Genomic DNA, 17,867 nt, shown 5'->3' on the forward strand with positions numbered 1-17,867 from the left:
CTAGAGGCCGAGTTCGGCCATCAGGTCTTCGTGAGAAACCCGCCCAGATTCCCGTCGAGCCTGCGCCGCCGCCTCGACATCGGCTTGATTTTCAAGAGCCGCAACGGCACGGTCGAAAAAATCGGGCGAGACGACTACGGCACGACGCCGGCTCCCCCGGCTGAGGATTTCCACCGGCTGGTTCTGCGCAGCGTCGATCACCGCGCTCTGGTTAGCGCGAAACGTACTGAGGCTGACTGAGTTCATACCCCAAACGTACATCTTGTACAAGTAAGTCACAATGCTGACCTGGCCCTTCACGGATGAGTCTCACCACCGCGGCACCCGAGTAGAGTGGTGGGGTTCGTCGCGGCCAGGCCGCCGCATTCCCCGCTTCACGTTTCGGAGACCAACGATGTCCTCTCCCCTTACCCGTCCGAACCCGATTCCGCGTCGCCCGCTGCGTTTGGGCGTCCTGGGTGCCGCACGGATCGCCTCCCGCTCGCTGATCCCCGCCGCACAGGCCGCCGGCGATGTGCTGGTCGCCGTGGCCGCCCGCAACCCCCAGCGCGCCCGCGACTATGCGGCCGAACACGGGTTCCTCCGCGCCGAAAACGACTATGCGGCGCTGCTGCGCTCCCCAGACATCGAGGCCATCTACGTCCCGCTGGTGAACTCCGAGCACGCCGAATGGGCGGCCCGAGCCCTCGACGCGGGCAAGCACGTGCTGGTGGAGAAGCCGATCGCCGCCAACTCCGCCCAGCTGGAATCCCTCGCCGCACGAGCCTCCGGATCGGGCCTGGTCCTGGCCGAGGCGTTCCACTATGCGATGCACCCGCTCTGGCTACGCGTGCACGAGGTGCTGGCCTCGGGCGAACTGGGCCGGATTCAGAGTGTCACGATCCGCTCGGAGATCCCCGCCCCCGACGACGCCGACCCGCGCTGGAGCCTGGACCTCGCCGGTGGCAGCGTCATGGACGTGGGCTGCTACGCCCTGCACGCCGCCGAAAATCTGGGTTCACACTTTGGTGGCTCCCCGCGCCTGATCGCCGCGACCGCACTGGGTCGCCCCGAGGATGCCGAGGTGGATCGCTCGCTCACCGCCAACCTCACCTTCCCCGACGGCACCCCGATGCGCATCACCTCCTCAATGGACGCCGCGGACATGGAGTTCTCGCTGCGCATCGTCGGCAGCGCCGGAGTCCTGGAGGCTCCCGACTTTGTGCTGCCGCAGCTGGATGATCGCCTGCTGATCGGCCCGCTGGATGACCCGCGCACCGAGCACCTGGGCACTGTCCCCTCCTTCGACTATCAGCTGAGCGCCTTCCGGGCGGCCGTGCGCGGGCATGCGGCCTTCCCGGTGAGCGTGGCTGAATCCGTGCGCACCCTCGCCCTGATCGACGCCGCCTACCGAGCAGCCGGACTCGCCCCGCGCCCGGGCGACCCCGTGGGCGCGCGGGTCTAACCCGCTACTTCACCGCGCCCGAGGTCAGCCCGGCCACCAGGCCGCGCTGTAGGAACACCGCGGCGGCAAAGACCGGCGCAACCCCCACCAGGGAGGCAGCGGCGAGCTGGCCGAAGTCCTGGACCTTATCGCCGAGCAGCAGCGAGAGGATCACCGGAACCGTCTGCGAGTCCGGTCCCTGGGTGAGGAACAGCGCCAGCAGGAACTCGTTGTAGTTGAGCACCGCGACCACCACGCCCACGGCGATCAGCGCCGGGGTCAGCAGCGGCAGCACCACCCGGAACAGGATGCGCAGCGTGCCCGCTCCATCAAGCGCCGCGGCCTCCTCGATCTCCAACGGAACCTTCTTCACAAACCCCTGCAGCAGGAACACTGCCAGGCCCGTATTGGCCAGCGCGTAGACGACCGCCAGCCCCACCAGCGTGTTGTTGAGCCCGAGGATGCGCAGCAGCGTGAACAGCGGAATCACCGCGACGATCGGCGGCAGCAGCCAGGGTGCCAGGATGCTCGCGGTCAGAGTCTTTCCCCCGGTCTGGTGTCGCACCATCGCCCAGGCCGCCGGCAGCGCGAACGCCAGCGTGATCAGTGCCCCGAAGCCCGCGGCGATCACCGAGTTGAGGATCGCCCGCGGCAGCCCCGAGGTGGTCAGCGCGGCCTCCCAGTTGCCCCAGGCCGGGGCCGAGGGCAGCAGGTGTCCGGCGGCCACATCCGCGCGCCCCATAAACGAGAGCGAGAGGAGATACAGCAGGGGGATCAGGGTCAGCGCCAGGCTGATGCCCAGCACGGTCTTCGCCACCGGGAAGCGGCGGCCTGATGTCCGGCGGCCAGAGGTCCGGCGGCGCGCGGGGGTGCCCACGGGAGCGGCATCGGGCACGCGGGTGAGTGTCGTGCTAGTCATTGCCAAACCTCCGGGAAATCAGGATGATCGGGGTCGTGATCACGGTGATGACCACGGCCAGGATCAGCGTCAGGGCGGCCGCCTGGCCCACATCCGAGTGCTGCAGGGCCGCCTGGTAGATCTGATACGCGGGCATCGTGGTGGCCTGGCCGGGCCCGCCCGAGGTCATCACATAGATCAGGTCAAAGACCTTGAAGGCCAACACCAGGCGCACCAGGAATGCGGCGGCGATGGTCGCGGCGATTGCCGGCAGGGTGATCTCCCGGAACAGCCGCCAGCCGTGCGCCCCATCGAGAGCGGCGGCCTCGGATACCTCGGGATCCCGACCGAGCAGCGCGGCGAAAACCAGCAGCGCGATCAGCGGCGTCCACTCCCAGATGTCCGCGATGCCCACCCCGGCGAGCGCCAGGTCGGGATTGGCGAGGATCGAGAGTGGTTCGCCCCGGTAGCCAAAGGTCCGCAGCAGGGTATCGATCAGGCCGCCCGAGGGGCTAAAGATCAGCTTCCACAGGATCCCGACCACCACCGGCGGGGTGATCAGCGGCAGGAGCAGCAGGGTGCGCACCAGCGATCCGGCACGCACGGCCCCGGCGAGTGCCAGGGCCACGATCACGCCGAACACCACGCTGAGCACAGCGACGGCCAGCGCGTAGCCGACCGAGCGGATCAGCGAGCCGATCACATCGTGATCGGTGAGGGCCTGCACCACGTTGTCGCCGCCCACAAACTCCTGGAACGGACGCCCGAGTGAGGATCGGCTAAACGCGGCGAGCAGGATAAACACCAGCGGGAACGCGCCCAGCACGATCACCGCGAGACTCGCCGGGGCCACCAGTCCCGCTCGCACCAGGCGGGCACGCGGACCGTCACCGGGCAGACGCGGGCGGGCCGGACGACGGTCGCGGGTGGGTCGACGGTCGCGGGCGGGCCGACCCGAGCGACGCGGGGAGGCGATCCGGGCTCCGGCACCCCGGGGACCGTCGGTCACGGAACCGGCGACTCCGGGGACCGGCCCCGCGGCCGTCCCGGCGCGGGCGGACTCCGTGTTGGTGTCCGCATCAGCAACGGCGGAAGCCGCCGACCCGGTTTCCGGGTCGACGGCGTCCAGCGTGGGGATGTTACTTCCCAAGGAGGGACTCCCACTTGGTCTGCACTCGGTCAAGGGTTTCCTTGGCGGTGCCCCCGGTGCCGGCGAGCAGCTTGGCCAGCTCATCGGTCAGGGTCTGCGCAAGCTCGGTGGCCTTGGGGCCGGTGGGCCAGGCGAGGGCACCGTCGAGGGTCGCGCGGTTGACGCGCTGGATCTCCGGGTACTTCTCGCCGTAGGTGGCATCCTCGAGCGAGGACTTGCGGTTGGGGTCGATCCCGGTGGTGGGGATCGCGGTCAGCAGCGCGGCGTTGACCTTCTCCGAGGAGGCCCAGATGATGAAGTCTTCGGCGAGCTTGGTCTTCTTGGTGTTGGCGGCCACAACCCAGCTGAAGCCGGCCACCAGCGAGGCGCGCGACTTCTCGCCGGCCTTCTCGGTGGGCAGGAAGGTCACGCCCCACTTATCGGCGATCGCCGGGGTGTTCTGGGAGTTCACACCGGTATCGGTCCAGTTCTCAATGAAGCCCACCTTGCCCGAGTACCAGGCGTTGTTGCCGGCGCCGAAGTCGGTTTCGGCCGGGGTCGGCAGGGCGAAGTTGTTGACGTCCACCAGGGCCTGGGCTGCCTTCACGGCCTCGGGCGAGTTGATGACCGGTTTGCCGTCCTTGTCCAGGAACTCCCCGCCGAAGCCGGCGAGACGGTTGGCGAAGCTGGCACCGAGGATCAGCGGCGACTTCTGACCGAAGACCGCGGCCCCGTAGGTGCCCGACTTGCCCTCGTTGGCCGTGATGGTCTTCACGTCTTCGAGGTACTCGTCCCAGGTGGCGGGGGGCTCGGTGATGTTGTTGCGAGCCAGGATGTCCTTGTTGTAGAAGAGCACGTGGGTGTCGCCGTCAAAGGGCAGACCGTAGCGCTTGCCATCCACCAGGGAGTAGGGGTCATAGATCGAGGGGATGAAGTCGTCGGGCTTGATCTCGTCGGCACGGTCCTTGATCACGCCGGTGAGGTCCTTGATCGCCCCGTCCTGGGCGAGCGAGCCCAGCGAAACGTACCAGGGGGCGGCGGCGTCGATCGTGTTGGCCCCCGACTGCTGGTCGAGGGCGAGCTTGGACCCGATCTCGTCATAGGGCACGATGACCGGGTTGATCTTGACCCCGGTCTCCTTCTCATACTCGGTCTTCAGCCACTCGGCGGCACCCTTATGCGAGGAGATCAGCAGGACCGTGAGCGACTTATCGCCGGCCTGCGAGTTATCGTCGGCACTTGCACCGGCCGCGCACCCGCTCAGCGCGAGGGCGGCGACGCTCAGGCCGGCCACGAGACCGGTGACGCGGCCGAGGCGGCGGCGTGGGGTGGAGAAGAATGACATGGGGTTCCTTTGGGCGGGGATGGCGGGGATTGTGGCAACCCGATTCGGGGCCTCTGAGTTGCGTTGCGTCACGCTAGCATCGGCCCTCCCTGGGCCGCGCCCACCCGCGTCATGTTCCGACGCGGCCGGTAACACTGCGTTATGTAAGCGACGCGCGTCGCTCATTTCGCGCGCGCGGGAACGCGGGAGCGCGCGTGAATGTCCCCGTGTTACGAAAGCCGGGCGCCCACCCCGGCCGCGCTGTTAGCGTTCCCCCACGGCAGTTTTTCTCCCCACCGATCAAAGGATCCACCGTGTCCAAGCGCATCATCCTCAACGCCTTCGATATGGGCTGCGTCACGCACCAGGCCCCGGGCCTCTGGCGGCACCCGGACAACCGGGCCGACACCTACAACACCCTGGAATACTGGACCAACCTCGCCCGGCTCCTGGAGCGCGGCAAGTTTGACGCGGTCTTCCTGGCCGATGTGCTGGGTGTCTACGATGTCTACCGCGACTCGGTCGCCCCCGCCCTGATCGATGCGGCACAGGTGCCGATGATCAACCCGGTGCTGCCGATCACCGCGATGGCCGCGGTCACCACCCACCTCGGTTTCGGGGTCACCGTGGCGCTCACCTATGAGCAGCCCTACAGCCTGGCTCGCACGTTCTCCTCGCTGGATCACCTGACCGGCGGCCGGATCGGCTGGAACGTGGTCACCAGCTACCTCAACTCCGCGGCGACCAACCTGGGCCTGGAAAAGCAGCTCAGCCACGATCAGCGCTATCAGCTGGCCGAGGAATTCCTCGACGTGACCTACAAGCTGTGGGAGGGCTCCTGGGAGGATGGCGCGGTGGTGCGCGACCGCGAATCCGGCGTCTTCACCGATCCCACCAGGGTGCACCCGATCGATCACCGCGGCGAGCACTTCTCGGTGCCGGGCATCCACCTGGCCGAACCCTCGCCGCAGCGCAGCCCGGTGATCTTCCAGGCCGGCACCTCGAAGAGCGGAAAGTCCTTCTCCGCCCGGCACGCCGAGGCCGTGTTCCTCAACGGGGTGCGGCCCGAGATTACCCGCAAAAACGTCGACGATATTCGCGACCAGACCGAGGCCGCCGGACGCGACCGCAACGAGGTCAAGATCATCGTGCTGGCCACGATCATCACCGCCGAAACCGACGAGCTCGCCCAGGCCAAGTACGACGAGTACCGCTCGTACACCAGCGTCGAGGGCGCCCTGGCGCTCTACGGTGGCTGGTCGGGTCTCGACCTCTCGGGCTACGATCCCGATGTGCCGCTGGAATACGTGGACACCGATGCCGCCCGCTCGGCCCTGGCGATCTTCACCATCACCGATCCCGAGCGCCGCTGGACCCCGCGGGACATCGCCGAGTACCTGGGCATCGGCGGCATCGGCCCGGTGATCGTGGGCTCGCCCACCACCGTGGCCGACGAGCTGGAGCGCTGGATCGAGGTGGCCGATGTGGACGGATTCAACCTCGCCTATGCGGTCACCCCGGGCAGCTTCGAGGACATCGTGGACCTGATCGTCCCCGAGCTGCAAAAGCGCGGCCGAGTCTGGAACGAGTACCCCGAGGGCACCCTGCGCGAACGCCTCGGCGGCGCCGGCCCCCACCTCCCCAGCACCCACCCGGGTGCCGCCTACCGTGGGGCCTTCACCGGCGCCCGGTCCGCCGCCGATGGCGACGCCTCGCGGGTCATCCCGCATATCGATTCGCTCCGCGATACCCCGAAGGACGCAGCATGACCACCACCGCAGAATCACCCGAAACCACAACCGCGGCCGCCGCGCTCTCGCCCTGGCACGGCGTCGCCGATGCCGCCGAGCGCGCCCACTGGGAGGCCGTCGCCGCCGAGGTCGGCGCACGCCTGGGTACCGACGCGCTCGAACGCGACCGGGCCAACCTCGACCCGCATGCCGAGCTGAATCTGCTGCGCGAGGCCGGACTGATCAACCTGCTGCACCCGGCCGAGTTCGGCGGCGGCGGGGCGCACTGGTCCACCGCACTGCACGTGGTGCGGGTGCTGGCGCGCACCGACGCCTCGGTCGCCCAGGTGCTCGCCTACCACTACATCAACGCCTCGAACATCGTGTTTTCGGCTGCCCCCGAGGCCCAGGAGGCGTGGTTCCGGGCAAGCATCGAGGGCAACTGGGTGTGGGGCGACTCGGTCAACCCGGTGGATCCGGCCCTCGAGGTGGTTCGCGAGGGTGATGGCTACCGACTGAACGGGCTCAAGCGCTTCTCGACCGGTGCCAGTGTCGGCGATGTGGTCCTGCTCAATGCCCGCATCACCGCGGGCGAGGACGCCGACCGCTTCCTCTACGCGGTCCTGGATCACGACCGCGAGGGCGTGGAATACCTGGGCGACTGGAACGCGCTCGGCCAGCGGCTGTCCGCCAGCGGGTCGGTGCGCTTTAACAACGTCCGGGTCGAGGCAGCCGACGTTCTGGGGCTGGACTCCCCCGAAGCCTTCGCCAGCCTGCTGACCCCGGGCATCCAGCTCGCGTTTGGCAACCTGTACCTGGGCATCGCCGAGGGGGCGCTGGCTCAGGGCACGCAGATCCTACGCAACCGCCCCAACGCCTGGTTCCTCTCGGGGGCCGACACCTACCGCCACGACCCGTTTGTGCAGCGCACGGTGGGCGAATTTGTGGCGCAGATCGAGGCGGCCGACGCCCTCGCCGAGCGGGTGGGCATCCACTTCGACCGGGCGGCCGATCGCGGCGGCGACCTCACCTGGGAGGAGCGCGGCGAGCTGGCCATCGCGGTGGCCAAGCTCAAGGTGGTGACCGATGCCGTGGCCCTCGAGGTGACCCACCGAATCTTCGAGGTCACCGGTTCGTCCTCGGCCAACCAGCGGGTCGGGCTCGATCTGCACTGGCGCAACGTGCGCACGCACTCGCTGCACGATCCGGTGGACTATAAGAAGCTTGAGGTGGGTGCACACCACATTAACGGTGAGTTCCAGCCGGTTTCGCTCTACACGTAGACCACCCGGCAGCACCGGCCCTCGTCCTCGGGTTTTTCCCGAGGACGAGGGCTTTTTGTTGTGCCTGGTCGCGGAATTTGGGGAATTTGACCCCCGGATGCGGGTTTCCACTCGGTACAGACCACATCAATACCACTCTTGCCAAGTTAGAAACCACAGGCTATTGTTGGGCCAACGGTTCGGCCCCCAACCCGACCGTTCGATTTACGGCAGCACCGCCGTAACCGTCAGGAAGGATCCACCGATGCATCGCTTCAGACAAGCAGGACTCGCCGTTCTCGTCACCACCGGCCTCGCGCTCACCGCCTGCTCCAGCGGCGGCGCCTCCGCCGGGGGCGGCGACGCCGACAGCATTACCCTGCAGACCATTTGGACCAGTGGTAATAGCCAGGGCACCGCCCTGCGCGACGCCATCAAGGAGTTCACCGCCGAGAGTGGGATCAAGGTCAAGATCCTGGAAAACGGCGAGGACCTCAACCAGGTCTACGAAACCTCCCTGCTCGCCGGCGATGAGGCCGACGTGCTGCTGGTGGGACTCCTGGAAAAGCAGCTCGACTGGGCCAAGAACGGCGCGGTCATCCCGGTCAACGACTACCTCAAGGACTGGGATCTCGGCGACGCGATCCCCCAGGCCGCGGTCGAGGCCTGGACCGACGATGAGGACAACGTCCGCGGGTTCCCCTACACCGGCTTCACCTGGCCCTGGTGGTACAACACCGACCTGCTGAAAAAGGCCGGCACCGAGGTCCCCAAGACCATCGACGAGCTCAAGGCCACGGCCGCCGCGCTGCGCGCCAGCGGCGTGGGTCCGGTGGCTACCGGTGGTAATGACTGGTCCGGTCAGAAGATCTTCCTGCAGATCCTGCAGACCTATATGGACGAGAAGGAGACCATCCAGGTCTTCGAAAAGGGTGGACTGTGCAAGTCCCCCAACGCAATGAAGGGTGTCGAGCTGTTCACCGAGCTGCGCGATGCCGGCGTCTTCGTGGACGGCGTCGAGGGACTCACCGCCGACCAGGCCCAGGCGCTCTACATGTCCGGGAAGGCCGCGATCGGGCCGATGGGCAGCTGGGCGTACCTGCACGCCGAGGAGCCCGTCGCCTCCGCCACCGAACTCGGCGGTTTCCCGGTCGCCTCGGGCGGCACCTTCACCAAGCCGAACGCCTACCGCGGCGACACCTCGGCCGGCTGGTGGGTCACCCCCAACGGCCAGAAGAAGGAGGCCGCGCTGAAGAAGCTGGTCGAGTTCATGTACAAGCCCTCGACCATTCAGATCATGGCCGATGCCGGCATTGTGATGGCCACCAGCACCAAGGTGGACACCTCCCACATCGACTCTCCGATCATCGCCCAGGCCAACGGCCCGCTGCTGGACTCGGTGGACTGGGCGGTCATGCCCGATGGGCACGTGCCCGGGGACGTCTCCAACCCCATGTATCGCGCCACCTCGGTGGCCTACACCAAGGGCAACGACGCCCAGGCCATCTGCGCGGCCGTCGATAACGTCTACGCCGCCGCGGGCTAAGCCGCACACCGGTGGCGTCGGGAAATCCGGCGCCACCGGTTCTCGCCCCACACAACGATTCAACCCTCAACGTTCGGAGCCACCATGGCTGTCATTGACGCGGCGCCCACCGAGGTGAGCAGCGCCGCACGCCACGCGTCACCCCCGCTCTCCGCCCCGCGCCGACGCTCGGTCTGGAAGCGCAACGCCGGGCTGACCTTCGCCCTTCCCGCACTGGTCTGGTTCCTGGTCTTCACGATCGGGCCCCTGTTCAGCCTGTTCTACTTCTCGATGACCAACTGGCGCGGCCTGATCGCCCCGCGCACCTTCGTGGGTCTCGACAACTTCACCAAGCTCTTCGCCGATCCGGTCCTGCACCAGGCGGCGCTGAACACGCTGATCCAGCTGGTCATCACCGTGCCGATCGTGGTGTGTGGAGCGTTCATGACCGCGTACTACGTGAACCTGCGTCCGCGCGGTCACCGCTTTATCCGCGCCGTCCTGTTTACCCCGGTGCTGCTCTCGGCCCCCGCGCTCGCGCTGGTCTTCCTCGGGGTGTTTGCCCCGACCGGTCTGGTCAACGGCTTCCTCGACACGATCGGGCTCGGCCATATCGCCAAGCCCTGGCTTGCCAACGGTGACAGCGCCTTCATCGCAATCATCATCGTGATCCTCTGGGCCTCGGTTTCGGTGTCGGCGGTGATGCTCGCCTCGGCCATGAACTCGCTGCCCACCGAGGTGTTTGAGGCCGCCGAGCTCGACGGCTGCGGACACTGGCGTCGCATGTGGCTGATCGCGTTTCCGATGGCCAAGGGATTTGTGGGCGTCATCACGACCCTGCAGTTCCTCTGGACCCTGTTCACCTCCGCCGCCGTGGTGCTGCTGCTGACCCGCGGCGGACCCGGCACCTCGACGATCAACCTGTCCTTCCTGGTCTACGACTACGCGTTCAATAAGTCGAAGGTGGGCTACGCCCAGGCGATCGCCGTCATCCTGTTTGTGCTCGGAGTGCTCGGTCTGATCGGCATCCGACGACTGTTCCGGAGCAAGCCATGACCACCACCGCATCCCCGCTCAAGACCCGCGCCCAGGCTGCGCCGGTTCGCGCATCCTCCTCCCGCGGTTCGCGCGGCATCTCCGCCTTCCTGACCTATCTGTCGCACGGCGCGATCTGGCTCTACGTGCTCCTGCTGCTGGTCCCGATCTACTACCTGGTGATCTCGGCCTTCAAGACCAATACCGCGATCCTCAACGAGCCCTTCAACCCGTTTGCCGGCCTGGTGCTGGACAACTTCGGCAAGGCCTGGGAGCAGGCGACGCTGGGTCCGGCGCTGCTGAATCAGGCGTACCTGACGGTGGGCGCGAGCGTACTCACGCTGCTGCTCGCGATCCCCGCCTCTTACGCGCTGGCCCGCTCCAAGGGCAAGCTTGGCGGCATCGTCGAGCGCATCTTCCAGGTGGGCTTCCTGGTGCCGGCGTTTGCCGCGCTGGTGCCCACGGTGATGCTCGCGATCTCGATGAACCTGTTCCACACCCGCGAGTTCCTGATCCTCTTCCTCCCCGCCGGCGCGATGCCGCTCTCGGTGATTCTGCTGACCCAGGCGATGCGCACGGTACCGGCGGAGCTTGAGGAATCGGCGGTGCTGGACGGTGCCAGCCAGATGCGGGTGCTGTGGGCGGTGTTCCTGCCGGTCACGATGCCCACGACGATCACGGTCATCATCCTGAACTTCCTGGGCTTCTGGAACGAGTACTTCTTCTCGCTGGTGATCATCGGCCCCGACCCCGCACTGCGCACCGCCCAGGTCGCGCTCCCCACGCTGTCGATGACCAATGCGGCGCAGTACGGCGTGCTGGCCGCGGGCATCGTGATCACCCTGATCCCCGTCTACATCGTGTACGCGATCTTCGCCGAGAAGATGGAGGGTGCCGTGCTTGCCGGCGCCCTCAAGGGCTAGTTTTTCCACCTTCACCCTACGAGAGGCTTTTCCATGCCGGTCGAGATTCCCCGTCCCGCCACCGAGTTTTCGGTGGGGCAGGCCGAGGCTGTTCCCGCCACATCCCAGGTCATCATCAATCACATCGGATACGACCCCGGGTCCCCGTCCGCCGCGGTCCTCGGGCTGCCGGATGGGCTGCCGCCGCGCTCGGTCACCATCCGCGAGGTTCTGGCCGATGCGTCCCTCGGCGAGCCGCGAGACCTCTCCGTGGGCCCGGTCGAGCGGGTCGCCCGCTGGCACATCGGCCCGTTTGCCCGGGTGCCGCTGCCCGTGCTGGCCACCGGCACCTATGTGATCGAGTGCGTCGATGCCTCGGGCGCCCTGGTGTCTTCGCCGGCGTTTGTGGTGGAGCCGGACCTGCTGCAGCGCTCGGTGCTGCCGGATCTGCTGTCCTATTTCCGGGCGCAGCGTTCAAGCGGGGAGATCGACCGCAAGGACGCCGCCGCTCAGCTCTACGGTGATGATTCGGGATTCACCGTCGATGCTCGCGGTGCCTGGCTGGATGCCAGCGGCGACTTCAGCAAGTTCATGAGCCACCTCACCTACACCCGGATGATGAGCCCGCAGCAGATTCCGCTGTGCGCCTGGGCGTTCTTCGCCGCACGGGACGAGATTGTGCGCCGGCACCCCGAGGTGGCCGAAATGTTCACCGCACACCTGCGTGATGAGGGCCTGTTCGGTGCCGATTTCCTGGTGCGATTCCGCTCCCCCGAAGGCTACTTCTATACCGGGATCTTTGATGCGCTGACCAAGGATCTGAACGAGCGGGTCATCAATGCCCCGCTGCCCGAGTCCGTGCGCACCGACCGCTATCAGGCGGCATATCGGCACGGCGGCGGGCTGGCAATTGCCGCGCTCGCCCGCGCCTCCACGCAGGATGTGGCCGGGGAATTCGATTCCGCGACCTATCTGCGGGCGGCCACCGAGGGGTTCTGGCACCTCGAGGCGCACAACACCGAGTACCTGTTTGACGGGATCGAATCGGTCCTGGATGACTACTGCGCACTGCTCGCCGCAGCCGAGCTGGTGGCGGCCGGAGTGCCCTCGGCCGAGCCCGCGGCTCGTGCCCGGGCGGCGTCGCTGATCGGTCGCTATGTCACCACCGACGGGGGTTACCTGGTGGGCGACTTCGAGGGGCGTCCCTTCTTCAGCGCCGCCGAGGCCGGGCTTCCGGTGATCGCGCTGCTGCGCTTTGCCGAGGCACTGCCCGAGGGCCCGGATGCCGAGGCTGCGCGCTCGTGTGCGGCGCGGATCCTGCTGGATCTGATGGCCCGCGCCGACGCGGTCCCCAACCCCTTCGGCTATCCGCGGCACCGCGTGCAGGCGGTCGGCGGCGAGGCGCGCGAGTCCTTCTTCTTCCCACACGAAAACGAGACCGGCTACTGGTGGCAGGGCGAAAACGCCAGCGTCGCCTCGCTCTCCACCGCCGCCAGCCTGGCCCTGAGCGCGGGCATCATCCCGGCCGAACACACGGAGCGCGTCGCCCGTTTCGCCGCCGATCAGATCGCCTGGGTCCTCGGCCGCAACCCGTTCGACGCCTGCATGGTCACCGGCCGCGGCCGCAACAACCCCTTCTACCGGGTGGAGTGGCCCAACCTGCTGGGCGGCGTGGTCAACGGCATCACCGGCGGCATCGACGACGAGGAAGACCTCGCCCTGCTCCCCGGCAACGCCGAGGAGGGCCGTACCTGGCGCTGGGGCGAACAGTGGATCCCACACGCGGGCTGGCTGACCCTGGCCCTCGCGGCCGCGCGGTAGCGAGCCGAACGGCTGTGGCCGCGAGCATACCGCTCGCGGCCACAGCCGTTTTCTGTACGCGCGTCTGTTTCACTGCGCAATCCATCTCTCTGCGCCCTCCCACAAACTCGGGGGTCGAATTCTCTTATAATCATCGCCCCGGTCCTATACCGTGAGGGGAAGAGCACAGCCGGCTCGGGCACAGAGGGGAGACGTCGATGACCGTTCGCATCCCCGTCGCGCCCGAGATCTTGACCTGGGCCTTGGAACGCGCCGGCCTCAGCGCACACACGGCCCACGATCGTTTCCCCAAGATCCAGGAGTGGATCGACGGAAAGACACTGCCCACGTATAAGCAGATTGAGCATTTTGCTCAGTCCACACACGTGCCGCTCGGGTATCTGTTTCTTGAAGAACCACCGGTTGAGCCGGTGCCCCTGCCGGATTTCCGGACGCGTGGAAATACACAGCTGTCCTCATTTTCCGCCGAGCTGCGCGAGACGATCTACGACTGCGAGATCAAACAGGAATGGTATCGAGCCTATGCCATTCGCTCCGGCGCGGAGCCCCTGGGTTTTGTTGGTTCCGTGAGCCATACAGCGGGTCCTCGGACCGTCGCTGCCCAGATTCGGTTGGCAATCGGGCTGGACGCGCAAAAGCGGCGCTCCTTCGGCAACTCCGAGGAGATGCTGCGCGGACTCATCGACATGATCGAGGCCATCGGGGTACTGGTCCCAATCAGCAGCGTGGTGAAGGGGAACAATAACCGCCCGCTCGACCCGGACGAGTTTGGCGGCTTTGCGATGTCCGATAGCTTCGCACCCCTGATTTTTGTTAACGCCGCGGACACTCGGGCCGCGCAGATTTTTACCATCATTCATGAGCTCGCCCACATCTGGGCCGGCGAAAGCGCGCTCTCCGATCCACTAAAGGCTCAGCGATCCACCAACCGCAATGAGCTGTGGTGCAACCAGGTGGCCGGCGAGGTCCTCGTTCCCGAGGCCGAACTCAGGGATGCTTTCCACGGCGATCATTCTCGGGAAGCTTTAGATCGCATCGCTCGCATTTTCAGGGTCAGCACCCTCGTCCTGATCAAACGTCTCCACGAAACCGGGGCACTCGACTGGGAGGAGTATCGCGAGATCTATGCGGCCGAGGAGTCCCGGGTCATCGAATTCGCGCTACGAGCGCGCGAGAAAAGATCGTCCGGAGGTTCGTTTTACCTCACCCACCCCATCCGCCTGAGTCGCCGCTTTGCGACGGCCGTGGCGCGGGACACCCTGCAGGGCGGGACCCTCTACGGGGATGCGTATCGACTACTGGGCACATCAAAGGCCGCAACATTTGACGAATTGGCCACGCGGCTCGGGGTCAGCTAGATGTATCTCCTCGACACCAACGTTTTTATCGAAGCGAAGAATCGCTACTACGCGTTCGACCTGGCGCCGGGCTTTTGGGACTGGCTGGCGGAAGCAGAAGAGTCCAATCTGATTCTGAGCACCGAAGGTGTGAAGTCCGAGCTCATTCGAGGCGAGGACGAGTTGGCAACGTGGGCTCGGAATTCCTCGACGCTGTTTCGGCCGATCGATGCGCCCACCATCACCACGATGCGCGAGCTATCCACCTGGGCCCGCTTGGGGAATTACAGCGAGGCCGCAGTCGCCGAGTTTCTCAGCATCGCCGACTACACGCTGGTTGCCTATGCCGCCGCCCACGGGCTGGTCCTCGTTACCCATGAGCAGCCCGCCCCCGCCGCGACCAGGAGGATCCCTATCCCCAGTGCCTGCGCCGCCCTGGACGTGGAGTACTGCACAACATTCACCATGCTTCGAGCCCACGGCGTCCAGCTCGGGTTGAACTGAGCGGCACAGCTCAACACCTCGGGAGGTACTTCCTCCGTCCAGCGCCCTAGTCCGCCGCCGCGGTGGGCAGAGTGGACAGGGCCAGCAGGTACCAGGCCGAGTGGGGGATCCACTGTTCGGTCCAGCGCCAGGAGTCGTGGCCCGCGGCGGTGCCGGTGCGGAAGTCGATGCCGTTTTCGTCGTCCAGGCCGCTGGTGATGCCGTTGACGATGCCGCCTGGGAGGTTCGGGAAATCCGGGGTGTACTCGGCGTTATTGCGGCCGCGGCCCTGCAGCATGCACACGTCGAACGGGTTGCGGCCCACCATCCAGTGCACCTGATCCACCGCGAACCGGTGCAGTCGCTCACGCAGGCTCTCGGGCGCTCCGGGGAGCTCCGCGACCCGCGCCGCCGCGTGACTCAGCGACCCCAGCGCCGCGTTCTCGCCCTGCCACCAGTAGCCGGTGTCATTCTCGTGCGGGAAGAAAAAGGCATCACGCGCCTCCCCACCGCGCGGCTGCACCCGCTGGCGCGGATACCCGAACGGGTTGGGGACCGCGTCGGTGCGCGCGATCAGGTCGGACATCGTGGTCACCGCGAGGGCACGGGCGCGTTCGGCGATTTCGTCCTCCTCGAAGACCTCGGCCGCACGCAGCAGCGCGATCGGGAGGAGGCCGGGCTCAACCGGGCTGAAGTGCGGACGCCCGTCCTCCCAGGCCTCAAACCAGCCCGGCGAGCCCGCCCGATAGCAGCCCTCGATGTTCGCGAGCCGCTTCCCCGCGGCCTCCGCATATTCGGGTCGCGGATCCGCCGCGTGCAGCTCGGTCGCCGCAAGCAGCGCGCAGTAGTCGTCCACTATGGACTCCGAACTCGGCGTCAGCTCCCTCGAGGCGAGGTCCAGGCCAAACAGATACTCATCGTTGTGGGCTTCTAGGTCCAGGAACGCCGTGCGCGCCGCCGACAGGTACGCTACCTGGTCAAACTCGCCGTGCTCGGTCTCCCGGGATGCCCGAGCCAACGCCGCAATCGCCAAGCCTCCGCCACCCCGGTACGAGGCGATATACCGGTCGGTGCGCACACACTCGGGCAGCGGGGCGTTGATGATCCGCTCGGGCAGGCTCTTGGTTAGCCCGTCAAAGATGCCCGAGTAGAAGCGGCCCCGGGGATCGCGGAATCGGATCAGAAAATCGGCCCCGAACAGCGCCTCATCGCGCAGCCGCGCCCCAAGTACACGAGAGAACCGCGGGTGGAACCGGGTCAGACCATCGCGTGCCTCCAGGAACGCCCAGGCACACAGCGGAATCTGCTGCGGGCTCATCGTGGGTGAGTAGGTGAGGTGGGAGAGGAACTTGCTGGTGTCGCCCGAGGCATCAAGCCAGCCACCGCGGGCATCCACCGTGGGGGCATCCGGTTCCGCGCCCCAGAGCGCGGCGGCCGCGTCCTTGCGCTCGATTTCGCCGCTTGAGCGCACGGCCTTGAACGCAAACAGCACGTCGGACATACCCTGCGCGTGGGTGCGCTCGATCCCAATCTCAAACGGTTCGGAGCGCTGGGTCCCACCCCCGCTAGTGGCCTCGATGAGGTACGTACCGGGAACATCCGCCTCGGAGAAATCAACGGCCGCATAGGCGCCACCCGCCCAGTGGTCTACCTCGGTCGCCGGGGTCACGCGCGCCTCGATGATCCCGCCCGTGGCCGCGGCGTCCACCGTGACGATAGCGGCATCAACGCCGGCATCTGCGTCAATGGCGCTCGCGACGACCTGGGCACTAGCGGCGACTCTGGCGTCAGAATAGTCGGCCACGACATCGGCGTCGACTCTCACCAGCCGGACGTGCGGCCGTTCCCCGACGGCAAGCTCGCCAATCACCGCGCGCTTGAACGCGCCGATGTCATATCCCAGGTGGGAGGTGTGGATGCGCACGGTTAGCCCTTCCGCGCCACGGCCTCGTCACCGTTCACGCATAAGTGGTATTTATTGGTATCTATCTTGTACCATAATGGAAGAACCGCGGTGATATTTTCTTCGAGCCCAGTCGTGTACCGTACGGCGTGGGGGCGAGCCCGCCCCGGCGCGTGAAAGGAACAGCAATGGCGAACCCCGGTGAATTCGAGCCGCCGATCCGCGTGGACTATCCGGATCCGCTGTGGATCCAGGCCGTGCGACTGATCCGCGATCAGATCAACTCCGGCAGCCTCGCCGAAGGCATGCGACTTCCTCCAGAGCGCGAACTGTGCCAGCAGCTCGGCATCAGCCGCGTGACCCTGCGCAAGGCCCTCACCCAGCTCGTGGAGGACGGTGTGCTCGCACCCTCGCACGGACGCGGCTGGTATGTGGGCACCGCGAATCAGGACCGCGACTGGTCCAACGACCTGGAATCCTTCTCGGAAACCGCGAAGCGGATGGGCCTGGAACCCTCCTCCGAAGTGGTCACCGTTGAGGAGCGTCCGGCCTCCCTCGACGAGGCCGAGTCCCTCGGTGTCGCCCCCGGCACCCCGCTGTTCCACCTGGACCGGGTGCGCCTGCTCGCCGATGTCCCGATCGCACGCGATGAGACCCTGGTGCCCGCCGCGCTGATGCCGGATATCACCGGCGTGGACTTCGAAACGGCCTCACTGTTCTCCATCCTGGCCGATGCCGGGTTGGCTCCCGAACGCGCCGAATCCACGATTCAGGCACGCGCCGCCGACGCCTCGCTCGCCGAGAGCCTGCGGATGCAGGAGGGCGAGCCGATCCTGGAAATGCACCAGATCGCCTACGCCGCCGATGACCGCAAGGTCTCCATGTCCCGCATTCGCTACGCGGGCGACCGCTACCGCCTGCGCACGGGCTTTGCCCGCGGCGCACACTAGCCAGCCGCTAGCCACCAGCCACCGGCCACCGGCCACACGAGGAAGGGGCCCGACGCAAAAAACGTCGGTCCCCTTTCCTGTCGCGGGTACGCCGCCCGAACACGGAATATCGTCAGGACGGACGGGCGACGTATTGACACGGGGT

15 protein-coding genes are annotated in these 17,867 nt (G+C 66.9%); 10 read left to right on the forward strand and 5 right to left on the reverse strand.

The window, feature by feature from the left end; all coding sequences use genetic code 11:
• Positions 1 to 246, reverse strand: a complete 246-nt coding sequence (locus D9V34_RS16455) for a type II toxin-antitoxin system Phd/YefM family antitoxin (protein WP_121689604.1) — start codon at positions 244 to 246, stop codon at positions 1 to 3.
• A 148-nt stretch (positions 247 to 394) separates the two neighbouring features.
• Between D9V34_RS16455 and D9V34_RS16460 the strand changes: the two genes are divergently transcribed.
• The gene (locus tag D9V34_RS16460; protein ID WP_121689537.1) at positions 395 to 1,444 is read left to right on the forward strand and encodes a Gfo/Idh/MocA family protein; all 1,050 of its coding nucleotides are present in this window, start codon (positions 395 to 397) and stop codon (positions 1,442 to 1,444) included.
• Positions 1,445 to 1,448: 4 nt separating this feature from the next.
• On the opposite strand, the gene D9V34_RS16465 is transcribed toward D9V34_RS16460, so the two are convergent.
• From D9V34_RS16465 to D9V34_RS16475, 3 genes are read right to left on the reverse strand one after another with little or no spacing between them, the layout of a single operon-like run.
• Positions 1,449 to 2,342, reverse strand: a complete 894-nt coding sequence (locus tag D9V34_RS16465; protein ID WP_121689538.1) for a carbohydrate ABC transporter permease — start codon at positions 2,340 to 2,342, stop codon at positions 1,449 to 1,451.
• A complete protein-coding gene (locus tag D9V34_RS16470) occupies positions 2,335 to 3,471 on the reverse strand; it encodes a carbohydrate ABC transporter permease (protein ID WP_245992062.1) in 1,137 nt (378 codons plus the stop codon). Before D9V34_RS16470 ends, D9V34_RS16465 begins: the two co-directional genes overlap by 8 nt.
• A complete protein-coding gene (locus tag D9V34_RS16475) occupies positions 3,461 to 4,795 on the reverse strand; it encodes an ABC transporter substrate-binding protein (RefSeq protein WP_121689540.1) in 1,335 nt (444 codons plus the stop codon). Before D9V34_RS16475 ends, D9V34_RS16470 begins: the two co-directional genes overlap by 11 nt.
• Before the next feature lie 293 nt (positions 4,796 to 5,088).
• Here D9V34_RS16475 and D9V34_RS16480 point away from each other — a divergent pair, with 293 nt between their 5' ends.
• The 8 genes from D9V34_RS16480 (at position 5,089) to D9V34_RS16515 (ending at position 14,890) form a co-directional block, all read left to right on the forward strand.
• Positions 5,089 to 6,543, forward strand: a complete 1,455-nt coding sequence (locus tag D9V34_RS16480; RefSeq protein ID WP_121689541.1) for an LLM class flavin-dependent oxidoreductase — start codon at positions 5,089 to 5,091, stop codon at positions 6,541 to 6,543.
• Positions 6,540 to 7,787: an acyl-CoA dehydrogenase family protein gene (locus D9V34_RS16485; protein WP_121689542.1), complete on the forward strand. Its 1,248-nt coding sequence runs from the start codon at positions 6,540 to 6,542 to the stop codon at positions 7,785 to 7,787. Before D9V34_RS16480 ends, D9V34_RS16485 begins: the two co-directional genes overlap by 4 nt.
• Positions 7,788 to 8,031: 244 nt before the next feature.
• Positions 8,032 to 9,312, forward strand: a complete 1,281-nt coding sequence (locus D9V34_RS16490; protein WP_183092016.1) for an ABC transporter substrate-binding protein — start codon at positions 8,032 to 8,034, stop codon at positions 9,310 to 9,312.
• An 84-nt stretch (positions 9,313 to 9,396) separates the two neighbouring features.
• Positions 9,397 to 10,347 (forward strand): carbohydrate ABC transporter permease, encoded by a 951-nt coding sequence (locus tag D9V34_RS16495; protein WP_121689544.1) that lies wholly within the window; start codon positions 9,397 to 9,399, stop codon positions 10,345 to 10,347.
• Positions 10,344 to 11,249, forward strand: coding sequence for a carbohydrate ABC transporter permease (locus D9V34_RS16500; RefSeq protein WP_121689545.1), 906 nt, complete (start codon positions 10,344 to 10,346; stop codon positions 11,247 to 11,249). Before D9V34_RS16495 ends, D9V34_RS16500 begins: the two co-directional genes overlap by 4 nt.
• A 33-nt stretch (positions 11,250 to 11,282) precedes the next feature.
• Entirely contained in the window at positions 11,283 to 13,049 is a 1,767-nt protein-coding gene (locus D9V34_RS16505) for a glycoside hydrolase family 9 protein (RefSeq protein ID WP_121689546.1), read from the forward strand.
• A gap of 197 nt (positions 13,050 to 13,246) precedes the next feature.
• Positions 13,247 to 14,407 carry an ImmA/IrrE family metallo-endopeptidase gene (locus tag D9V34_RS16510; RefSeq protein WP_121689547.1) on the forward strand — a complete coding sequence of 387 codons (1,161 nt, stop codon included), beginning with the start codon at positions 13,247 to 13,249 and terminating at the stop codon, positions 14,405 to 14,407.
• Positions 14,408 to 14,890: a DUF4411 family protein gene (locus D9V34_RS16515; RefSeq protein ID WP_121689548.1), complete on the forward strand. Its 483-nt coding sequence runs from the start codon at positions 14,408 to 14,410 to the stop codon at positions 14,888 to 14,890.
• 46 nt (positions 14,891 to 14,936) lie between these two features.
• Here the strand turns inward: D9V34_RS16515 and D9V34_RS16520 are convergent, their stop codons facing one another.
• Complete coding sequence (locus D9V34_RS16520; RefSeq protein WP_220700615.1) at positions 14,937 to 16,793, reverse strand: glycoside hydrolase family 9 protein; 1,857 nt, start codon at positions 16,791 to 16,793, stop codon at positions 14,937 to 14,939.
• A 167-nt stretch (positions 16,794 to 16,960) separates the two neighbouring features.
• Between D9V34_RS16520 and D9V34_RS16525 the strand changes: the two genes are divergently transcribed.
• A complete protein-coding gene (locus D9V34_RS16525) occupies positions 16,961 to 17,722 on the forward strand; it encodes a GntR family transcriptional regulator (RefSeq protein WP_121689549.1) in 762 nt (253 codons plus the stop codon).
• Positions 17,723 to 17,867 lie beyond the last annotated feature (145 nt).

The sequence above is a fragment of the Mycetocola lacteus genome, from assembly GCF_003667575.1.
Lineage (GTDB): Bacteria > Actinomycetota > Actinomycetes > Actinomycetales > Microbacteriaceae > Mycetocola > Mycetocola lacteus.

What these genes read in the sequence shown, in the direction of transcription:
- D9V34_RS16455 (WP_121689604.1), bottom strand. Translation starts at nt 246, where the DNA reads ATGAACTCAGTCAGCCTCAGTACGTTTCGCGCTAACCAGAGCGCGGTG.
- D9V34_RS16460 (WP_121689537.1), top strand. Translation starts at nt 395, where the DNA reads ATGTCCTCTCCCCTTACCCGTCCGAACCCGATTCCGCGTCGCCCGCTG.
- D9V34_RS16465 (WP_121689538.1), bottom strand. Translation starts at nt 2,342, where the DNA reads ATGACTAGCACGACACTCACCCGCGTGCCCGATGCCGCTCCCGTGGGC.
- D9V34_RS16475 (WP_121689540.1), bottom strand. Translation starts at nt 4,795, where the DNA reads ATGTCATTCTTCTCCACCCCACGCCGCCGCCTCGGCCGCGTCACCGGT.
- D9V34_RS16485 (WP_121689542.1), top strand. Translation starts at nt 6,540, where the DNA reads ATGACCACCACCGCAGAATCACCCGAAACCACAACCGCGGCCGCCGCG.
- D9V34_RS16490 (WP_183092016.1), top strand. Translation starts at nt 8,032, where the DNA reads ATGCATCGCTTCAGACAAGCAGGACTCGCCGTTCTCGTCACCACCGGC.
- D9V34_RS16495 (WP_121689544.1), top strand. Translation starts at nt 9,397, where the DNA reads ATGGCTGTCATTGACGCGGCGCCCACCGAGGTGAGCAGCGCCGCACGC.
- D9V34_RS16500 (WP_121689545.1), top strand. Translation starts at nt 10,344, where the DNA reads ATGACCACCACCGCATCCCCGCTCAAGACCCGCGCCCAGGCTGCGCCG.
- D9V34_RS16505 (WP_121689546.1), top strand. Translation starts at nt 11,283, where the DNA reads ATGCCGGTCGAGATTCCCCGTCCCGCCACCGAGTTTTCGGTGGGGCAG.
- D9V34_RS16510 (WP_121689547.1), top strand. Translation starts at nt 13,247, where the DNA reads ATGACCGTTCGCATCCCCGTCGCGCCCGAGATCTTGACCTGGGCCTTG.
- D9V34_RS16515 (WP_121689548.1), top strand. Translation starts at nt 14,408, where the DNA reads ATGTATCTCCTCGACACCAACGTTTTTATCGAAGCGAAGAATCGCTAC.
- D9V34_RS16525 (WP_121689549.1), top strand. Translation starts at nt 16,961, where the DNA reads ATGGCGAACCCCGGTGAATTCGAGCCGCCGATCCGCGTGGACTATCCG.